General features: G+C 66.8%; 17 protein-coding genes and 4 tRNA genes. 9 read left to right on the top strand and 12 right to left on the bottom strand.

The genetic code is table 11. The features are described from left to right. Nucleotides 1-371: 371 nt before the first annotated feature. The 10 genes from AC5P8F_RS20510 to AC5P8F_RS20465 all read right to left on the bottom strand — a co-directional run bounded on the left by AC5P8F_RS20510 (nt 372) and on the right by AC5P8F_RS20465 (nt 6,324). Nucleotides 372-448, bottom strand: a tRNA-Arg gene (locus AC5P8F_RS20510). Between the two features lie 32 nt (nt 449-480). After that, a tRNA-Arg gene (locus AC5P8F_RS20505) sits at nt 481-557 on the bottom strand. A 58-nt stretch (nt 558-615) separates the two neighbouring features. Beyond that, nucleotides 616-692: transfer RNA gene (locus AC5P8F_RS20500), tRNA-Arg, on the bottom strand. Continuing rightward, nucleotides 683-1,609, bottom strand: coding sequence for an alpha/beta hydrolase family protein (locus tag AC5P8F_RS20495; protein ID WP_495228904.1), 927 nt, complete (start codon nt 1,607-1,609; stop codon nt 683-685). The genes AC5P8F_RS20500 and AC5P8F_RS20495 overlap by 10 nt, the downstream gene beginning before the upstream one ends. Further along, nucleotides 1,606-2,415: a bifunctional hydroxymethylpyrimidine kinase/phosphomethylpyrimidine kinase gene (gene thiD / locus AC5P8F_RS20490; protein ID WP_495228902.1), complete on the bottom strand. Its 810-nt coding sequence runs from the start codon at nt 2,413-2,415 to the stop codon at nt 1,606-1,608. Before thiD ends, AC5P8F_RS20495 begins: the two co-directional genes overlap by 4 nt. Nucleotides 2,416-2,523: 108 nt before the next feature. After that, a complete protein-coding gene (locus AC5P8F_RS20485; protein WP_032957720.1) occupies nt 2,524-3,192 on the bottom strand; it encodes a YoaK family protein in 669 nt (222 codons plus the stop codon). Nucleotides 3,193-3,204: 12 nt separating this feature from the next. Beyond that, a complete protein-coding gene (locus AC5P8F_RS20480; protein WP_014646741.1) occupies nt 3,205-3,711 on the bottom strand; it encodes a hypothetical protein in 507 nt (168 codons plus the stop codon). Then, on the bottom strand, nt 3,708-5,108 hold the full coding sequence (locus tag AC5P8F_RS20475; protein WP_014646742.1) for a PhoH family protein: 1,401 nt from the start codon (nt 5,106-5,108) through the stop codon (nt 3,708-3,710). Before AC5P8F_RS20475 ends, AC5P8F_RS20480 begins: the two co-directional genes overlap by 4 nt. A gap of 84 nt (nt 5,109-5,192) precedes the next feature. Beyond that, nucleotides 5,193-5,672, bottom strand: a complete 480-nt coding sequence (locus AC5P8F_RS20470; protein ID WP_014646743.1) for a peroxiredoxin — start codon at nt 5,670-5,672, stop codon at nt 5,193-5,195. Between the two features lie 91 nt (nt 5,673-5,763). Then, nucleotides 5,764-6,324 carry a glycine cleavage system transcriptional repressor gene (locus AC5P8F_RS20465; protein WP_005409051.1) on the bottom strand — a complete coding sequence of 187 codons (561 nt, stop codon included), beginning with the start codon at nt 6,322-6,324 and terminating at the stop codon, nt 5,764-5,766. A 163-nt stretch (nt 6,325-6,487) separates the two neighbouring features. Here AC5P8F_RS20465 and dapA point away from each other — a divergent pair, with 163 nt between their 5' ends. Next, complete coding sequence (gene dapA, locus AC5P8F_RS20460; protein WP_032960833.1) at nt 6,488-7,381, top strand: 4-hydroxy-tetrahydrodipicolinate synthase; 894 nt, start codon at nt 6,488-6,490, stop codon at nt 7,379-7,381. Nucleotides 7,382-7,413: 32 nt separating this feature from the next. Then, nucleotides 7,414-7,929, top strand: coding sequence for a hypothetical protein (locus AC5P8F_RS20455; RefSeq protein ID WP_032960832.1), 516 nt, complete (start codon nt 7,414-7,416; stop codon nt 7,927-7,929). Between the two features lie 187 nt (nt 7,930-8,116). Here the strand turns inward: AC5P8F_RS20455 and fdxA are convergent, their stop codons facing one another. Continuing rightward, nucleotides 8,117-8,440: a ferredoxin FdxA gene (gene fdxA, locus AC5P8F_RS20450; RefSeq protein ID WP_005409054.1), complete on the bottom strand. Its 324-nt coding sequence runs from the start codon at nt 8,438-8,440 to the stop codon at nt 8,117-8,119. Nucleotides 8,441-8,620: 180 nt separating this feature from the next. Here fdxA and AC5P8F_RS20445 point away from each other — a divergent pair, with 180 nt between their 5' ends. Then, a complete protein-coding gene (locus tag AC5P8F_RS20445) occupies nt 8,621-10,045 on the top strand; it encodes a sugar porter family MFS transporter (RefSeq protein ID WP_111205693.1) in 1,425 nt (474 codons plus the stop codon). Between the two features lie 428 nt (nt 10,046-10,473). Here AC5P8F_RS20445 and AC5P8F_RS20440 read toward each other — a convergent pair. Beyond that, a tRNA-Glu gene (locus AC5P8F_RS20440) sits at nt 10,474-10,548 on the bottom strand. A 52-nt stretch (nt 10,549-10,600) separates the two neighbouring features. On the opposite strand from AC5P8F_RS20440, the gene pcnB reads away from it, so the two are divergent. The 6 genes from pcnB (at nt 10,601) to pgi (ending at nt 16,208) form a co-directional block, all read left to right on the top strand. Then, nucleotides 10,601-11,980: a polynucleotide adenylyltransferase PcnB gene (pcnB, locus tag AC5P8F_RS20435; protein ID WP_032960826.1), complete on the top strand. Its 1,380-nt coding sequence runs from the start codon at nt 10,601-10,603 to the stop codon at nt 11,978-11,980. Between the two features lie 3 nt (nt 11,981-11,983). Next, nucleotides 11,984-12,469, top strand: a complete 486-nt coding sequence (folK, locus tag AC5P8F_RS20430; protein ID WP_032960824.1) for a 2-amino-4-hydroxy-6-hydroxymethyldihydropteridine diphosphokinase — start codon at nt 11,984-11,986, stop codon at nt 12,467-12,469. 34 nt (nt 12,470-12,503) lie between these two features. After that, complete coding sequence (gene panB / locus AC5P8F_RS20425) at nt 12,504-13,319, top strand: 3-methyl-2-oxobutanoate hydroxymethyltransferase (protein WP_014646749.1); 816 nt, start codon at nt 12,504-12,506, stop codon at nt 13,317-13,319. Continuing rightward, nucleotides 13,316-14,155, top strand: coding sequence for a pantoate--beta-alanine ligase (panC, locus tag AC5P8F_RS20420; protein WP_014646750.1), 840 nt, complete (start codon nt 13,316-13,318; stop codon nt 14,153-14,155). The genes panB and panC overlap by 4 nt, the downstream gene beginning before the upstream one ends. A 161-nt stretch (nt 14,156-14,316) precedes the next feature. Continuing rightward, nucleotides 14,317-14,697, top strand: a complete 381-nt coding sequence (panD, locus tag AC5P8F_RS20415; RefSeq protein WP_014646751.1) for an aspartate 1-decarboxylase — start codon at nt 14,317-14,319, stop codon at nt 14,695-14,697. After that, nucleotides 14,694-16,208, top strand: coding sequence for a glucose-6-phosphate isomerase (pgi, locus tag AC5P8F_RS20410; protein WP_014646752.1), 1,515 nt, complete (start codon nt 14,694-14,696; stop codon nt 16,206-16,208). The genes panD and pgi overlap by 4 nt, the downstream gene beginning before the upstream one ends. Nucleotides 16,209-16,405 lie beyond the last annotated feature (197 nt).

The raw sequence follows: 16,405 nt of genomic DNA, 5'->3' as shown, positions 1-16,405 counted from the left end.
GGTGGGGCGGTGTCGGAGTGCGGGGTGTCAGCCGCATGGATGCGGCTGCCAAGCCTTATCTGATCGGAATCTGGCAGCGTAGGTGTCGAGAGCCGGCGTGGGCCGCCGTGTAAGCCTGGATCTCGACGATCGCCATGTAGCAACTGTGTTGATGGAGGGGCCAAGCCCCTCCATCAACACAGTTGCTACATGGACGTACTTGCGGCGTCCCCGCAATCCGACACCGCCCCGCCAACCCACGGAATGCCAGCTTCTGCTGTTGCCGTTGAGGTTGCCGACCAGCGGCCGGCACTACCAGGGGTGCAGGGCGCAGCCCTGCCGAAAAACACGCATAAAAAAACAGCAGGCCGAGGCCTGCTGTTTCGGTGTAATGGTGCGCCCGGAGAGATTCGAACTCCCGACCGCCTGGTTCGTAGCCAGGTACTCTATCCAACTGAGCTACGGGCGCCAATTACATAAACTTGTTGTGCTGACTGTGTATGGTGCGCCCGGAGAGATTCGAACTCCCGACCGCCTGGTTCGTAGCCAGGTACTCTATCCAACTGAGCTACGGGCGCGCGGTACACAATCAAATTTTACTGCATTTCCAGCGGCGGATGCTGAAAACCTGTCGAGTGGTGCGCCCGGAGAGATTCGAACTCCCGACCGCCTGGTTCGTAGCCAGGTACTCTATCCAACTGAGCTACGGGCGCCCTGCGACAGGAGCGGAATTATGCGGATGTCGGCGCGTACCGTCAACAGTTTTGTGAAAATTTTCATCCAACTGAATGAAAAAGCGGTCCGCCACAGCGTCAGGGGCCTTCAACCAGGCGAAATGATCCGCACGCGTGCCCAGTTCCTGCGCCGACAGCACGCGCAGCTGCGCGTCCACATTCGGCAGCTTGGCCAGCAATGTCTGCATCGATCCGGTCGGTGCCAACCAGTCGTGTTCCATCAACACCGCCTGCGCGCTGCCATGCACGCGCGCCATCTGTGCGTCGAGGTCTTCGTCCATGCCGGCCGCGGCATAGTGGTTGTTCAGGCCCACGCGCGCCCAGTCGGCGATCAGTCCGCGCGCTTCGGTGCCGCCGAAGCCGAGGCGCCGGCCATGCAGCACGCCTTGGCGCTGTGCGATCCACGGCAGGAAGCGGTAGACCAGTGGCAGCAGCCAGCCCCGCGGTGGCGGGAAGTCGCGCCAGAACGGTGAGCCGCTGGCCGCCAACCACAAGCGGTTGAAGTGCTGCGGATTGCGGCCGGCATGCACGCAGGCCAGCTGACCGCCGAGGCTGTGGCCACCGATGATCCAGGGCAGCGCGCCGGCCTCGTCATCCGCCGCGACAAGGACCGCCTGGCTGGTGGGCAGATCCTGTTCGAGTACCTCGCGATAGCCCCAGTCCTGCGTGCGCGACGGCCGCAGTGAGCTGCTGCCATTGCCGCGCCACTCGTGCAGGTACACCGCCACGCCCTTCGCCGCCAGCGCCTGCGCCAGCGGCAGGTAGTGGCGCGCGGCCACGCCCAGTGCAGGCAGCCACAGCAGGCGCGCGATGGGCTGTGCAGGCACGCAGGCAATCACTTCGTAGCGATGGCCATCAGCGCACTGCACGGCGAGGACGTCCGGTGTGAGGCTCATGCGTGTGGTGCCGCGCCGAAGTGATCGAGCACCAGCACCTCGCTGCGGCCGGGGGCATAGCCCTGCTGCAGGCCGCGTGCAACGTAGTCGATACCGGCTTCGCAGGCATTGGCCAGGCTCAAGCCGTTGCACAGTTGCGCGGCGATGGCCGAGGCCAGCGTGCAGCCGGTGCCATGTGCGTCCAGCGGCAGGCGGGCATGGATGAATTCTTCGCTGCTGACGCCGTCGAAGTAGCGGTCGATCACGCGGTTGCCTTCCTGCAGATGGCCACCTTTGAGCAGCACCGCACCGGCGCCCAGGTCGAGCAGGGCGGAAGCGGCGCGCTCCGCGTCATCGCCGTCGCCGATCTTCCGTCCGACCAGCAGCTCTGCTTCCGGCGTGTTCGGGGTGATCAGCGTGGCCAGCGGGATCAGCCGCTCGCGCATCGCCTGCAGGGCGCTGTCTTCCAGCAGGCGCGCGCCGCTGGTGGCGACCATCACCGGGTCCAGCACCACGTGTGGCGGGCGATGGCGCTCCAATGCATCGGCGACGGCATTGATCACCTCGGCGTTGGCCAGCATGCCGAGCTTCACCGCGTGGATGTCGAAGTCGTCGAAGCAGGCGTCCAGTTGCGCGCGCAGGAAATCGATCGGCGGCACATGCACGGCGATGACGCCGCGGGTGTTCTGCGCGGTCAGTGCAGCAATCGCGGAAAGGCCATGCACGCGGTGTGCGGCGAAGGCCTTCAGGTCGGCCTGGATGCCGGCGCCACCACCGGAGTCGGAGCCGGCGATGGTGAGGGCGGAAACGGGAGTGGTCGGGCTCATCCAGCGATTGTGCCGTGGTCACCGTAAAGGAGGTAGCGTCGCCGCTGATAGATGGGGTCAGATTCCTTTTCCGCAGGAAAAGGGATCTGACCCCCCGGAGCGCCGCCCTCAATGCCGCCAACGCGCCCACTGCTGGTACAGCACATAACCCAGTCCGGTCAGGCCGGTCAGCAGGGCGGGGGCAAGCAGGGCGTCGTACTGCCAGCGCACGAACAGCCAGGCGCCGAGGATGCCGCCGGCGAGGAAGCCGCTGATGATCAGGCCGCTGAGGGTCAGTCGCCGTACCTGCAGTGGCAACCCGCGCAGCAGGTGGCCCAAGCCGATGCCGAGGTCGGTGAACATGCCGCTGAGGTGGGTGGTGCGCACCACCGCGCCGCTGAAGGTGGTGGCCATCGCATTCTGCAGGCCGCAGGCCATGGCAGCGGCCAGTGCACCCCATATCTGGTGCCGTTCGAACAGCGGAATGGCTACCAGCAACAGTGCTGACTCCAGCGCCAGCGCCACGCCGTAGCGTCGGCCCAGCTGCAGGGTGCTGTCCTGGATCAGCAGGCCGCTGAGCATTGCGCCCAGCGAGAACGCGATCAGCAGTCCCCACAGGTGTCCGACCGCGCGCCAGTCACCCTGGGCCAGTGCCATGCCGAGCTGGCTGGTACTGCCGGTCATGTGGCTGACCGCCTGGTGCTCGAAACCGAGGAAGCCGACCACGTTGACCATGCCGGCCACGCACGAGAGCGCGACCGCGCCGATCCAGACCCAGGTGGGCAGGCGTATTCCCATCGGCGGGGCCCCTCAGGGCCCGCCGAAGCCGCCGTTGAACTGCAGCTCGCTGAAGGTGTTGCTGGCCGGGTCGAACACCGCGCCCCAGAACTGCGCGCCGCCATCGCAGACGCGGATCGCTTCGCGGGCCGGATTGATGCCGCTGTCGTCGGGCAGGTGGAAGGCATTGATGTAGATCAGGCGTCGGCCTGCGCTTTCGATGCCGACGTACTGCCGGTCAAAGTCGAGCACCTTCGGCACCTGGGCCTCCAGCGAAGACAGGTTCGCTTCCAGCTGGTCGATCTGCTGCCGGCTGGGTGCCCAGTAGCCGCTGACCCGCCCGGCCTCGCGGCCGGGGCTGGGCCGCGAGCAGGTGTCGAGCACCTGCGCGGCGATGATCGGGCGGGTGACCACCCAGGACTGGCCGGTGCGCTCGGCGGTGGGCACACTGGCCGGGCCGCGCGTAGTGGTGCAGGCGCCCAGCACGGCTGCGAGGGTGATTGCAGCCGTGGGCAGCAGCAGGCGGGTGCGGCGGTTCACAACACCTCCGAAGCGTAATCGGCCAGGCGCGAACGCTCGCCACGGCGCAGGGTGATGTGTGCACTATGCGGCCAGTTCTTGAAGCGATCCACCGCGTAGGTCAGGCCCGAGGTGGTCTCGGTCAGGTACGGGGTGTCGATCTGCTCGACGTTGCCCAGGCAGACGATCTTGGTGCCGGGGCCGGCGCGGGTGATCAGCGTCTTCATCTGCTTCGGGGTGAGGTTCTGCGCCTCGTCCAGGATCAGGTAGCGCGACAGGAACGTGCGGCCGCGCATGAAGTTCATCGAGCGGATCTTGATGCGGCTGGCCAGCAGGTCGTTGGTCGCCTGGCGCCCCCACGTGCCGCCTTCCTGGTTGTGCGTGAGCACTTCCAGGTTGTCGGTCAGCGCGCCCATCCACGGCGTCATCTTCTCTTCTTCGGTGCCGGGCAGGAAACCGATGTCTTCGCCGACGCTGACCGTGGCGCGGGTCATGATGATCTCGCGGTAGCGCTGCTGGTCCATCGTCTGCGCCAGGCCGGCGGCCAGCGCCAGCAGGGTCTTGCCGGTGCCGGCGGTACCCAGCAGCGTGACGAAGTCGATCTCCGGATCCATCAGTGCGTTGAGGGCGAAGTTCTGCTCGCGGTTGCGTGCGCTGATGCCCCACACGGCGTGGCTGCCGTGGCGGAAATCATCGACCAGCGACAGCACCACCTTGCCGTCACCGACCACGCGGCTGACGCGCAGCTCGACTTCATCTTCGCCGGGCAGGTAGACGTACTGGTTCGGGTACCACTCCTCGCCGTCCTGCGCCTGGATTTCGTAATGGGTACGGCCCTTGTCGCTCCAGCTGCGCAGGTCGTCGCCGTGGCGCTTCCAGAAGTCTTCCGGCAGCTCGGTAGCGCCGGTGTAGAGCAGGCTGAAATCGTCCAGCGCGCGGTCGTTCTCGTAGTCCTCGGACACGATGCCGGCGATGGCGGCCTTGATCCGCAGGTTGATGTCCTTGGAGACGAACACCACCGGCAGGTCGGGGGTTTCTTCCTTCAGGGCCAGGATCGCGCCGAGGATGGCGTTGTCCGGGATCACCTTGCCGAAGCTCTTGCCAGCGTCGAAATGGCTGGTCTGGAAGCGCAGCTTGCCGGCGCTCTGCTTGCCGCGCAGCTGCAGCCCATTCGGGCGCTGCAGCGGAATGCCGTCGGCCAGGTTGTCCAGGCCGGAGGCCTGCACCAGCTCGTTGAGGAAGCGGCTCACTTGGCGGGCGTTGCGGCTCGCTTCGGAGGTGCCCTTCTTGCCGTTGTCCAGCTCCTCGATCACCTGCATGGGCAGGTAAACGTCGTGCTCCTCGAATTTGAACAGCGCGGTCGGATCGTGCATCAGCACGTTGGTATCCAGCACGTAGATGCGCTTGCCTCGGGTCATCGTCGATTCCTGGTTACGGACAGGGAAAAACCACCACGGCCTGCTGCCGGGCAGGGTGATGGCAGACACAGTAGGCAGTGGGACTCACTTGGACTGGGAGGCCTTCAGTTCGGCGAGAACGGCATCGGCATGGCCGGCGACCTTGACCTTGCGCCAGGACTGCACGATGCGGCTGTCGGGGGAAATCAGGAAAGTGCTGCGTTCGATGCCACGTACCTGCTTGCCGTACATGTTCTTCATCTTGATCACGTCGAAGGCGCTGCACAGCGCTTCGTCGCCATCGCTGACCAGGGGGAAGCCGAAGCCCTGCCTGGCACAGAAATTGTCGTGCGACTTCACCGAATCGCGCGAGACGCCCAGCACGACCGCGCCGGCCTTCTTGAACTTCGGCAGCAGCGCGTTGAAGTCGATACCTTCGGTGGTGCAGCCGGGAGTGCTGTCCTTGGGGTAGAAGTACAACACCAGCCACTGGCCGGCATAGTCGCCGAGGGTGGCCTGGTCGCCACCGGACAGCGCCAGCGGCAGGGAGAGGGTGGTGCTGTCCAGGGTATCGCCGTTGTTCATGAGGTCCTTCTGTCGAGCCTGGGTTCTTTCCAAGACAATTGCATGAAACGCCACGCGCCCGTGAGAGGCGCGCGAAAAATCAGGAATTCATTCAGAACTTCATCGGGTCCATGATCGCGTCCAGGTTCAGGTGGTCGCAGAACTCAAGGAAATCGTCGCGCAGCGCGGCGATGTGCATGTTGGCCGGCACGCCGATGGTGACCTGTGCACTGAACATTTCCGCACCGGTCTGCATGGCGCGGTAGCGCGTGCTCTGTAGGTTCTCGATGGTGATGCCCTGGCGGTCGAAGAAGTCGGCCAGCTGGAACAGGATGCCCGGCTTGTCGGCGGCGATCACTTCGACGATGTACGGCAGCAGGTTGGACTGCGCCTGCTTGGCGGCGGTGCGGTACCAGACCAGCTTCAGGCCCTCCTCGCGCTCCAGCCGGGTCAGCATCGCCTCGAGCTTGGCCACCGAGTCCCAGGAGCCGGTGGCCAGGGCGGTGACCGAGACATCGCGGCCGACCGTGGCCAGGCGTGCGTCCACCAGGTTGCAGCCGCTGTCGGCGATGCGGCGGGTGACGGACAGCAGGGGGGACTCCGGATGCGTCGTATAGGCGTTGATCAGGAGGTGGTTTTCGCTCGGCGCGGGGCGCGGGGTGGTGTCGGTCAAGGCGATTCCGGGTAATGCATGCGTGAGTCTGAATGCCCGCCAGAGGCGGGGATCCACCGGTGTCCAGCATACTTGCCCGTGCTTTCGCGCCGCAAGTAACATTCAGGCCGCCCCCAGCCTTTCGTGGCGGGCGTTTCCCTTCCCAGCCAAGAGCAGCACGTCCTTGTCCCTTTCCGGCCTCATCACCGCGCTGGCGACCCCGTTCCGGGCCGACGGCGCCCTCGATCCCGATGGTTGGCAGCGCCTGCTGCACCTGCAACTGGAGGGTGGCGTCCATGGCGTTGTCGTGGCTGGCTCGACCGGCGAAGCGGCGACCCTGACCGATGCCGAGTACGACCAGCTGCTGGCCAGCGCCGTCGAACGCATCGGCGGCCGCATCCCGGTCATGGCCGGCACCGGCCTGTCGGGCACCGCCAAGACCATCGAACAGACCCGCCGTGCCGCCGCCCTTGGCGCCAGCCACGCACTGGTGGTCACCCCGCCGTACGTGCGGCCGACGCAGGCTGGCCTGATCGCGCACTATCGCGCGGTGGCCGACCAGGGCGGGCTGCCGGTCGTGCTGTACAACGTGCCCGGCCGTACCGGCTGCGACATGCAGCCGGAGACCGTGGCCGAACTGGCCAGCCACCCCAATATCGTCGGCATCAAGGAAGCGGTGGGTGACACCGGCCGGGTGCAGGCGCTGCTGGCGCTGCGCAGCCCGACGTTCGCGGTGCTCAGTGGCGACGACGGCACCGCCGCGCGTTCGATCCGGGCCGGCATCGATGGCCTGATCTCGGTCGGTTCCAACGTGCTTCCGGGCGCGTATCGCCGGATGTGCGAGCTGGCTGCCGCGCACGACCACGAAGCCACCGAGTCGTGGGACGCGCGCCTGCATCCCTTCCATGATTTCTGTGGCGTCGAACCCAACCCGATCCCGGTCAAGGCGCTGCTGCGCCGCATCGGCATCGGCCATGACCTGCGCCTGCCGCTGCTGCCGCTGTCGGCAGCACATCATCCCGCGGCCGACCACCTTGCCGGCGACATCGCCGCCCTCGAAGCCCTTTCCAGCCACTGACCTTCCGTCTTGGTCTGACCCAGGAGATTCACATGCGTCAATCCGTTTCCACTGTCCGCGTGCTGTCCTACGCCCTGCTTGCTGTAGCTGTTGCGGCCGGCACCACCGGCTGCTTCAAGCGTGGCGTCAAGGGCGACTACGCCCTGGCCCCGGAAATGCGCCCGCTGGAAGTACCGCCGGACCTGAACCTGCCCAACGCCACCACCGACAACAAGGTGCCGACACTGGCCTCGGCCACCAAGCCGGCGGCGCCGGTCGCCGCAGCCCCGGCGGTGGGCAACACCGGTTTCACCATTGCCGGTGGCAAGGATGAAGCCTTCGCCAAGGTCGGTACCGCACTGGAAGGCGTGGAAGGCGTGACCATTGCCAGCCGCGCGCAGCTGCTTGGCTCGTACGACGTGGCCTACGAAGGCAGCAACTTCCTGGTCCGCGTGGTGGCGGTTGATGCAGGTGCCTACATCTCCGCGGTCGACCCGCGTGGCCTGCCGGCCACCGCCGAAGCGCCGGTGAAGCTGATCGCCGCGCTGAAGGCGAAGCTGGCTCAGTAAGGGCCGCCCTGGTGGAGGCCGACCTTGGTCGGCGCTTCCGTGCCAACCAAGGTTGGCACCTACCGGAAGACGTGCCTTGGTAGAGGCCGACCTTGGTCGGCGCTTTTGTGCCAACCAAGGTTGGCACCTGCCGAGAACAGAAAAGGGCGCCATGGGCGCCCTTTTCTGTTGCCGCCGCGGGCGCTTCTCAGCGCTCCAGCAGCTTCAGCTTGTCCGGCTTGCCGTCCCATTCGCCGGCGTCGGCGGGCGGGTCCTTGCGCACGGTCAGCACCGGCCACTCCTTCGCCAGCTCGGCGTTGAGGGCAACGAAGCCTTCCTGGCCGGCGGGGACGTCGTCCTCGGGGAAAATCGCGTTGACCGGGCACTCCGGCTCGCAGAGGGTGCAGTCGATGCACTCATCCGGGTCGATCACCAGGAAGTTCGGGCCTTCGTGGAAGCAATCCACGGGGCACACTTCCACGCAATCGGTGTGTTTGCACTTGATGCAGTTTTCGGTGACGACAAAGGGCATGGGCTGGGGGTGGATCGATTCCTGAACCCGCCAATTCTAGAACAGGTTGGCCCCCGGTGTCGGGATGGGACGGAAAACGGGCGTCTGGCAGGCGCGGCCATTGGCGGCACGGCAGGGCGTGTGCGAGGCTGCGCGACAACCGGTCCTGGTGGCCGGGCTCCCTTCCCAGCAGGATCGTCCATGTCCCAGGCCCCGTCCCGCACCGCCTCCCACGGTGGTGAAAACACGGCGTTCATCGTCCTGATCAGTTGCGTGGCCACGCTTGGTGGCTTCCTGTTCGGCTTCGACAGTGGTGTCATCAACGGCACGGTCGATGGCCTGCGCCAGGCCTTCAACTCCAGCGAGGCGGCGCTGGGTTTCGAAGTTGCCTCGATGCTGCTGGGCTGCGCGGTCGGTGCATTCCTGGCCGGTTGGTTGGGCGACCGCCTGGGGCGCCGTGGTGTCCTGATCGTGTCCGCGCTGATGTTCCTGGTCTCGGCGCTGGGCGCCGGGGCGGCCCACGCGTCCTGGCTGTTCATCGCGGCCCGCGTGCTGGGCGGCTTTGCGGTGGGGGCGGCCAGCGTGATGTCACCGGCCTACATCGCCGAAGTCGCCTCGGCGCGCTATCGCGGCCGGCTGGCCACGGTGCAGCAGATGGCCATCATCTGCGGTTTGTTCGCGGCCTTCCTCAGCAATTACCTGCTGGCCCGCGCCGCCGGCGCCTCGACCGAGCCGCTGTGGCTGGGCCACGAAGCCTGGCGATGGATGTTCTGGATGCAGGCGCTGCCCTCCGCGCTGTTTCTGCTGTTGCTGCTGGTGATTCCGGAAAGCCCGCGCTTCCTGGTGCTGAAGGGCCGCCAGGGGCAGGCGAGGGCGGTGTTGTCGCGACTGTACGGCGAGGCCGCTGCCCGGGCCAAGCAGGCCGAGATCGAAGCCAGCCTGGAACAGGACCAGCACAAGCCGCGCTTCGGCGACCTGCGCAGCAGGGCTACCGGCAGGCTGCGCCCGATCCTCTGGGTGGGCATCGGCCTGGCCATGTTCCAGCAGCTGGTCGGCATCAACGTGGTGTTCTACTACGGCGCGGTGCTGTGGCAGGCGGTGGGCTTCTCTGAAAGCGACGCACTGCTGATCAATGTGCTGTCCGGCGCGCTGAGCATCGGCGCCTGCCTGCTCACCGTGCTGCTGATCGACCGCATCGGGCGCAAGCCGCTGCTGTGGGTCGGCTCGGTCGGCATGTCGGTGGCGCTGGTGCTGATGGTGGTGGCGTTTGCCAGCGGCAGCCTGGCCGGCGGGCGCCTGCAGCTGTCCGATGGCATGGGGCGGCTGGCGCTGGTCGCCGCCAACGTCTACGTGGTGTTCTTCAACATGTCCTGGGGCCCGGTGATGTGGGTGATGCTGGGCGAGATGTTCCCCAACCAGATCCGCGGCCCGGCGCTGGCGGTGGCGGGTGCGGCGCAATGGACCTCGAACTTCGCGATCACCGTGACCTTCCCGATGCTGCTGGCCGGCATCGGCCTGGCCGGCGCCTATGGCATCTACGCGGTCGCGGCGATCCTCTCGATCGTCTTCGTGGTCCGCTACGTACGCGAGACCAAGGGCAAGGAGCTGGAGCAGATGGAAGGCTGACGGCGACTGGCTTCGGTTGCGTTCCGTTGGCGCCTGCTTGTCCAGAGTGTGAGGGGGCAGGCCGCCCTCTCCAGGACACGCAAGAGCCCATCCATGGTGCTCACGGTCCTGGAGAGGGCGGCCTGCCCCCTCCTGACAGTTTCATGGTGCGTGCGGATGCGGCGAAGCGCTGGTCGGTTGTTGCCGCAGCTGGCGGGAAACCGTCCAGAGTTGGGTGGGGTCACCCAGGGCAGGACCCGTTGGCGCCAAGGATGGCGCCATCGAGCCCCCATGGATGGGTTCACGGCGTGTCCTGCCCTGGGTGACCCCACCGGCTCGAGCCGATTGCAGGGAGGCGCCAAAGCGACCAACCCGACCGCAATCACTGCAATCCCGGAAAACAGAAAAGCCCGCACAAGGCGGGCTTTTTCGGTTCCTGCTGCGGCGACTGGCGCTCCCTAGGGGACTCGAACCCCTGTTTTAGCCTTGAGAGGGCCACGTCCTAACCACTAGACGAAGGGAGCGTAACTGTGTCGCTGCCGAGGCAGGAGCGCTAGTATATGCACCTCGATGCCATTGGGCAATCCCGAAACTTCAACCGGAAGCGCCAACATCATTTCCTCTGCTACATCACCGTTCAGCCTGCGCGTCATCCCGCGCGACCAGCACACGATCTCCCGCAAGGACATCAGCCCGAACGCCCTGCGCGTGCTTTACCGCCTGCGCGATGCCGGCTTCGGCGCCTACCTTGTCGGCGGCGCGGTGCGCGATCTGCTGGTCAATGGCCAACCCAAGGATTTCGACGTGGCCACCGACGCCACGCCCGAGCAGGTCAAGCAGCTGTTCCGCAACTGCCGCCTGATCGGCCGCCGGTTCCGCCTCGCCCACGTAGTGTTCGGTCGCGAAATCATCGAAGTCGCCACCTTCCGTGCCAACAGCGATGACGGCAGCGGCGACCGCGAGATGGAAAACGGCATGCTCGTGCGCGACAACGTGTACGGCACCATCGAAGACGACGCCATCCGCCGCGACTTCACCTGCAACGCCCTGTACTACGCCATCGAGGACTTCTCGGTGCGCGACTACACCGGTGGTTTCGAGGACGTGCAGGCGCGCCTGATGAAGCTGATCGGCGACCCGGTGCAGCGCTACCAGGAAGACCCGGTACGCATGCTGCGAGCGGTGCGCCTGGCGGCCAAGCTCGGCTTCCAGATCGAAGAGGGTACTGCCGCGCCGATCCCGCACCTGGCCGGCCTGCTCAACGAAGCCGCGCCAGCGCGCCTGTTCGAGGAAGTGCTCAAGCTGTTCCTGTCCGGACACGGCGTGGCCAGCTTCGAAGGCCTTGAGCGTTACGGCCTGCTCGACGTGCTGTTCCCGGAAAGCGCCAAGGCGCTGAAAGCCAACCGCACCGGCGCGCTGCGCCGCATGCTGGTCGAGGGCCTGGCCAATACCGATGCGCGGGTGGCCAACGACGAACCGGTCTCGCCGGCGTTCCTGTTCGCGCTGCTGCTGTGGCCGGCGTTCTGCCGTGCACAGGCGACCCTGCTCAAGCAGGGCGTGGCACCGGAAGAGGCGCAGCGCCGCGCCGCCGACCGCGTCACCGTGCAGCAGTTGAGCACCATCGCGCTGCCGCGCCGCTTCTCGCTGCCGATGCAGGAAATCTGGCTGCTGCAGTCGCGCTTCAGCTCGCGCCAGCGCAAGCGCGTGTTCCGCACCCTGACCCATCCGCGCTTCCGTGCCGCGTTCGATTTCCTCAGCCTGCGCCAGGTGGCGTCGTCCGAGCACGCCGCCGATGTCGAGTTCTGGCGCGAAGCGCAGGCGCAGTCCGGTCGTGAGCTGGAGTCGTCGCTGGATGCGATGCACAGCGAAGATGGCGATGACGAGAGCGGAGCGCCGCGCAAGCGCCGCCGTCGCCGCCGTCGTCCGGGTGCCGCGGCCGGTGCAGCGGGCGAGTAAGCGATGACCCTCGCCTGGATCGGCCTCGGCGCCAACCTCGGCGACGCGGCCGCCACCGTCGGCGCGGCGATTGCCGCGCTGGACGGCCTGCCCGGGACCCGGCTGCGCCAGGCCTCGCGGCTTTACGCAACGCCGGCCTGGGGCAATGAAGACCAGCCGCCGTTCGTCAATGCGGTGGCCTCGGTCGAAACCACCTTGCCGGCCGATGAGCTGCTGCAGGCCATGCTGGCGCTGGAGCAGCGCTTCGGTCGCACGCGTGATCCGGCAGTGCACTGGGGCCCGCGCGCGCTGGACCTGGACCTGCTGCTGTATGGCGCGCAGGCGCTCGACCAGCCTGGGCTGAAGGTGCCGCATCCGTACCTGCACGAGCGTGCCTTCGTGCTGGTGCCGCTGGCCGAAATCGCGCCGGAACTTACAATTCCTGGCCATGGACGCGTGCAGGATGCAGTGATGCGGGTCGATGCCTGCGGGATCGCGCCGATAGGGTGATAATGCCCGGGTTATCTCCCCCGGTTATCAGCACATGAGCACCCACGCAGACAGCAAGCCCTGGACCGTTCCCGCCCTGGCCGAGGCCAAGCGCAATGGCCAGAAGCTGGTCATGTTGACCGCCTACGACGCCGGCTTCGCCCGCACCTTCGATGCCAACGGCGTCGACCTGATCCTGATCGGCGATTCGCTGGGCATGGTCGTGCAGGGTCATGATTCGACCCTGCCGGTGACCGTGGCCGACATGGTCTACCACACCCGGGCCGTGGCCCGCGTGCTGCAGCGTGCGCTGCTGGTGGCCGACCTGCCGTTCGGCGCCGATGCCACCCCGGAACGCGCGCTGGATGCCTCGCTGCAGCTGCTGCAGGCCGGTGCCGAGATGGTCAAGATCGAAGGTGCCGGCTTCAAGGTCGACATCATCCGCTACCTGGTCGAGCGCGAGATTCCGGTCTGCGCGCACCTCGGCCTGACCCCGCAGTCGGTGCTGCGACTGGGCGGCTTCAAGATCCAGGGCCGCGGCGATGCTGCGCGCCAGCTGGTGGAGGACGCCAGGGCCGTGGCCGCCGCAGGCGCCAGCATCATGGTGCTTGAATGCGTGCCGACCCCGGTCGCTGCCGAGGTGACCGCTGCGGTGGATGTACCGACCATCGGCATTGGCGCGGGCCCGCAGTGCGATGGCCAGGTGCTGGTGCTGCACGATTTCCTCGGCCTGGACAGTGGCCATCGCCGTCCCAAGTTCGTCAAGGATTTCCTTGCCGAAGGTGGCTCGGTGGCCGGTGCCACCCGCGCCTTTGCCGACGCGGTGCGCGACGGCAGCTTCCCCGACGAACAGCACGCCTACGCCCAATGATCCAGACCTTCAACGAGCTCGGCGCGTTGCGCGAGCAGATCGCCCAGTGGAAGCGTGAGGGCCTGCGCGTGGCGCTGGTGCCGACCATGGGCAACCTGCATGGGGGGCACCATTCGCTGGTGACCCTGGCCCGCCAGTACGCCGACAAGGTGGTGGCGAGCATCTTCGTCAATCCGACCCAGTTCGGCCCCAACGAGGATTTCAGTCGCTACCCGCGCACGCCCGAGGCCGACGTGGCCGGGCTGGAGCAGGTCGGCTGCGATGCCGTGTGGCTGCCCAGCGTGGAGACGATGTATCCGCTGGGCGTGGACAGGACCACGCGCATGCACGCGCCGGGTGTCAGTGAAGTGCTGGAAGGCGCCAGCCGCCCGGGGCACTTCGATGGCGTCTGCACGGTGGTGGCGCGCCTGTTCCTGCAGGTGCAGCCGGACGTGGCCGTGTTCGGCCGCAAGGACTACCAGCAGCTTGCCGTGATCAGGCAGATGGTGGCCGAGCTGTCGTTCCCGATCCAGATCGTCGGTGCTGAGATCGTGCGCGACGAGGATGGCCTGGCCAAGAGTTCGCGCAACCAGTACCTGAGCGACGAACAGCGCCCGGTCGCGACCACCATCCACCGCACCCTGCTGGGCATGCGCGAGGGCTACGTGGCGGGGCAGGCACGTGATCGCATCGAAGCCGACGCCACGGCCGCATTGCAGGCAGCCGGGTTCCAGGTCGACTACGCGGTGCTGCGCACCCCGGAGCTGGCCGAGCCGACCTTCGACGGCGGTGGCCGCGTGGCGCTGATTGCCGCGCGCCTGGGAACCACCCGGTTGATCGACAACCTGGAGTTCTGAGTTCCGGCGGCGCCGCGCGATGCATGGGGTCAGATCCCTTTTCCAGGGGAAAAGGGTTCTGACCCCGGTTTCACCGCCTACCTGAACAGGTTGCCGGCCGTGATGCCCCGCGCTGCGCGGGTGCTAGAATCCGCTCTTTCCTTTGCCGTTGCAGCGCCCCCATGCACCTGTCCCTGCTCAAGACCAAGATCCATCGCGCCACCGTCACCCATTCCGAGCTGAACTACGAAGGCTCGATCGCCATCGATGACAACCTGCTGGCTGCCACCGGCATCCGCGAGTTCGAGCAGGTGCACATCTGGGACGTGACCAATGGTGCGCGTTTCTCGACCTATGCCATCCGCGCCGAAGCCGGCAGCGGCGTTGTCTCGCTCAACGGTGGCGCCGCGCGCCACGTGCAGGTCGGTGACATCATCATCATCGCCGCGTTCGCCAGCATGACCGAGCAGGAAGCTGACAGCTTCAGGCCGAAGCTGGTGTACGTTGATGGCAACAACCAGATCACCCACACCAACGACACGATCCCGACCCAGGCCGCATGACAACGAACAACGGATTCGACTCGCTGCATTCCCACGCCCAGCGCCTGAAGGGCGCAAGCATTCCCAGCCTGCTCGCCGCCGAACCCGGCCGTGTACAGGAGCTGGCGCTGCGGGTCGGTCCGTTGTACGTCAATTTCGCCCGGCAGAAATACGATGCCGCGGCGTTGCAGGCGCTGTTGGCGCTGGCTGCCGAGCGTGATGTCGGTGGTGCCATCACGCGCCTGTTCCGCGGCGAACAGGTCAACCTGACCGAAGGGCGCGCCGCGCTGCATACCGCGCTGCGCGGCGATGTGGTCGATGCGCCGGTGGCGGCCGAGGCCTATGCCACCGCGCGCGCGATCCGCCAGCGCATGGGCGTGCTGGTGCGCGCGCTGGAAGACAGTGGCGTGACCGATGTGGTCAGCGTCGGCATCGGTGGTTCCGACCTTGGCCCGCGCCTGGTCGCCGACGCGCTGCGTCCGGTCAGCGGTGCGCGCCTGCGCGTGCATTTCGTCTCGAACGTGGACGGCGCCGCCATGCAGCGCACGCTGGCCACGCTGGATCCGGCCAAGACCGCCGGCATCCTCATCTCCAAGACCTTCGGTACGCAGGAAACGCTGCTCAACGGCCAGATCCTGCACGACTGGCTGGGCGGCAGCGAGCGCCTGTATGCAGTCAGCGCCAATCCGGATCGCGCCGCCAAGGCCTTCGCGATCGCCGCCGATCGCGTACTGCCGATGTGGGACTGGGTGGGTGGCCGCTATTCGCTGTGGTCGGCGGTCGGTTTCCCGATCGCGTTGGCGATCGGCTTCGAGCGCTTTGAGCAGCTGCTGGAAGGCGCCGCACAGATGGATGCGCATGCGCTGGATGCACCGCTGGAGCGCAACCTGCCGGTGCTGCATGGCCTGACCGACATCTGGAACCGCAACCTGCTGGGCCATGCCACGCATGCGGTGATGACCTACGACCAGCGTCTGGCGCTGCTGCCGGCCTACCTGCAGCAGCTGGTGATGGAAAGCCTGGGCAAGCGCGTGCAGCGTGATGGTGCGCCGGTCACCACCGACACCGTGCCGGTGTGGTGGGGTGGGGCAGGCACCGATGTGCAGCACAGCTTCTTCCAGGCGCTGCACCAGGGCACCAGCGTCGTTCCGGCCGACTTCATCGGCTGTGTGCACAACGATGATCCCTACACGACCAATCACCAGGCCCTGCTGGCCAACCTGTTGGCACAGACCGAGGCGCTGGCCAATGGCCAGAGCAGCGACGATCCGCACCGTGATTACCCGGGCGGGCGGCCGAGCACGCTGATCCTGCTCGACGCGCTGACCCCGCAGGCACTGGGTGCGCTGATCGCCATGTACGAACACGCCGTGTACGTGCAGTCGGTGATCTGGAACATCAACGCGTTCGACCAGTTCGGTGTCGAGCTCGGCAAGCAACTGGCCAGTGGCCTGCTGCCGGCGCTGCAGGGCGAGGATGTGGCGGTTGCCGATCCGATGACCCGCGAGATCCTGGCGCAGCTGAAGCGCTGATGCTCTGGTAGTGCCGGCCGCTGGCCGGCATCCAGGTGATGCTTCAATCGTTCATGAGGTTGCCGGCCAGCGGCCGGCACTACCGCAGCAGATGGGTTGCCGGCCAGCGGCCGGCACTACCGCAGCAGATGGGTTGCCGGCCAGCGGCCGGCACTACCGCAGCAGATGGGTTGCCGGCCAGCGGCCGGCACTACCGC

The organism is Stenotrophomonas sp. YJH_SMC_69, assembly GCF_059370495.1.
Note: the sequence above shows the minus strand (reverse complement) of the source record. Positions and strands in the feature narration are given on the sequence as shown.

Excerpts from the sequence above, each read along its gene's own strand:
- AC5P8F_RS20495 (WP_495228904.1), bottom strand. The coding sequence starts at position 1,609 with ATGAGCCTCACACCGGACGTCCTCGCCGTGCAGTGCGCTGATGGCCAT.
- thiD (WP_495228902.1), bottom strand. The coding sequence starts at position 2,415 with ATGAGCCCGACCACTCCCGTTTCCGCCCTCACCATCGCCGGCTCCGAC.
- AC5P8F_RS20485 (WP_032957720.1), bottom strand. The coding sequence starts at position 3,192 with ATGGGAATACGCCTGCCCACCTGGGTCTGGATCGGCGCGGTCGCGCTC.
- AC5P8F_RS20475 (WP_014646742.1), bottom strand. The coding sequence starts at position 5,108 with ATGACCCGAGGCAAGCGCATCTACGTGCTGGATACCAACGTGCTGATG.
- AC5P8F_RS20470 (WP_014646743.1), bottom strand. The coding sequence starts at position 5,672 with ATGAACAACGGCGATACCCTGGACAGCACCACCCTCTCCCTGCCGCTG.
- AC5P8F_RS20455 (WP_032960832.1), top strand. The coding sequence starts at position 7,414 with ATGCGTCAATCCGTTTCCACTGTCCGCGTGCTGTCCTACGCCCTGCTT.
- fdxA (WP_005409054.1), bottom strand. The coding sequence starts at position 8,440 with ATGCCCTTTGTCGTCACCGAAAACTGCATCAAGTGCAAACACACCGAT.
- AC5P8F_RS20445 (WP_111205693.1), top strand. The coding sequence starts at position 8,621 with ATGTCCCAGGCCCCGTCCCGCACCGCCTCCCACGGTGGTGAAAACACG.
- folK (WP_032960824.1), top strand. The coding sequence starts at position 11,984 with ATGACCCTCGCCTGGATCGGCCTCGGCGCCAACCTCGGCGACGCGGCC.
- panB (WP_014646749.1), top strand. The coding sequence starts at position 12,504 with ATGAGCACCCACGCAGACAGCAAGCCCTGGACCGTTCCCGCCCTGGCC.
- panC (WP_014646750.1), top strand. The coding sequence starts at position 13,316 with ATGATCCAGACCTTCAACGAGCTCGGCGCGTTGCGCGAGCAGATCGCC.
- panD (WP_014646751.1), top strand. The coding sequence starts at position 14,317 with ATGCACCTGTCCCTGCTCAAGACCAAGATCCATCGCGCCACCGTCACC.
- pgi (WP_014646752.1), top strand. The coding sequence starts at position 14,694 with ATGACAACGAACAACGGATTCGACTCGCTGCATTCCCACGCCCAGCGC.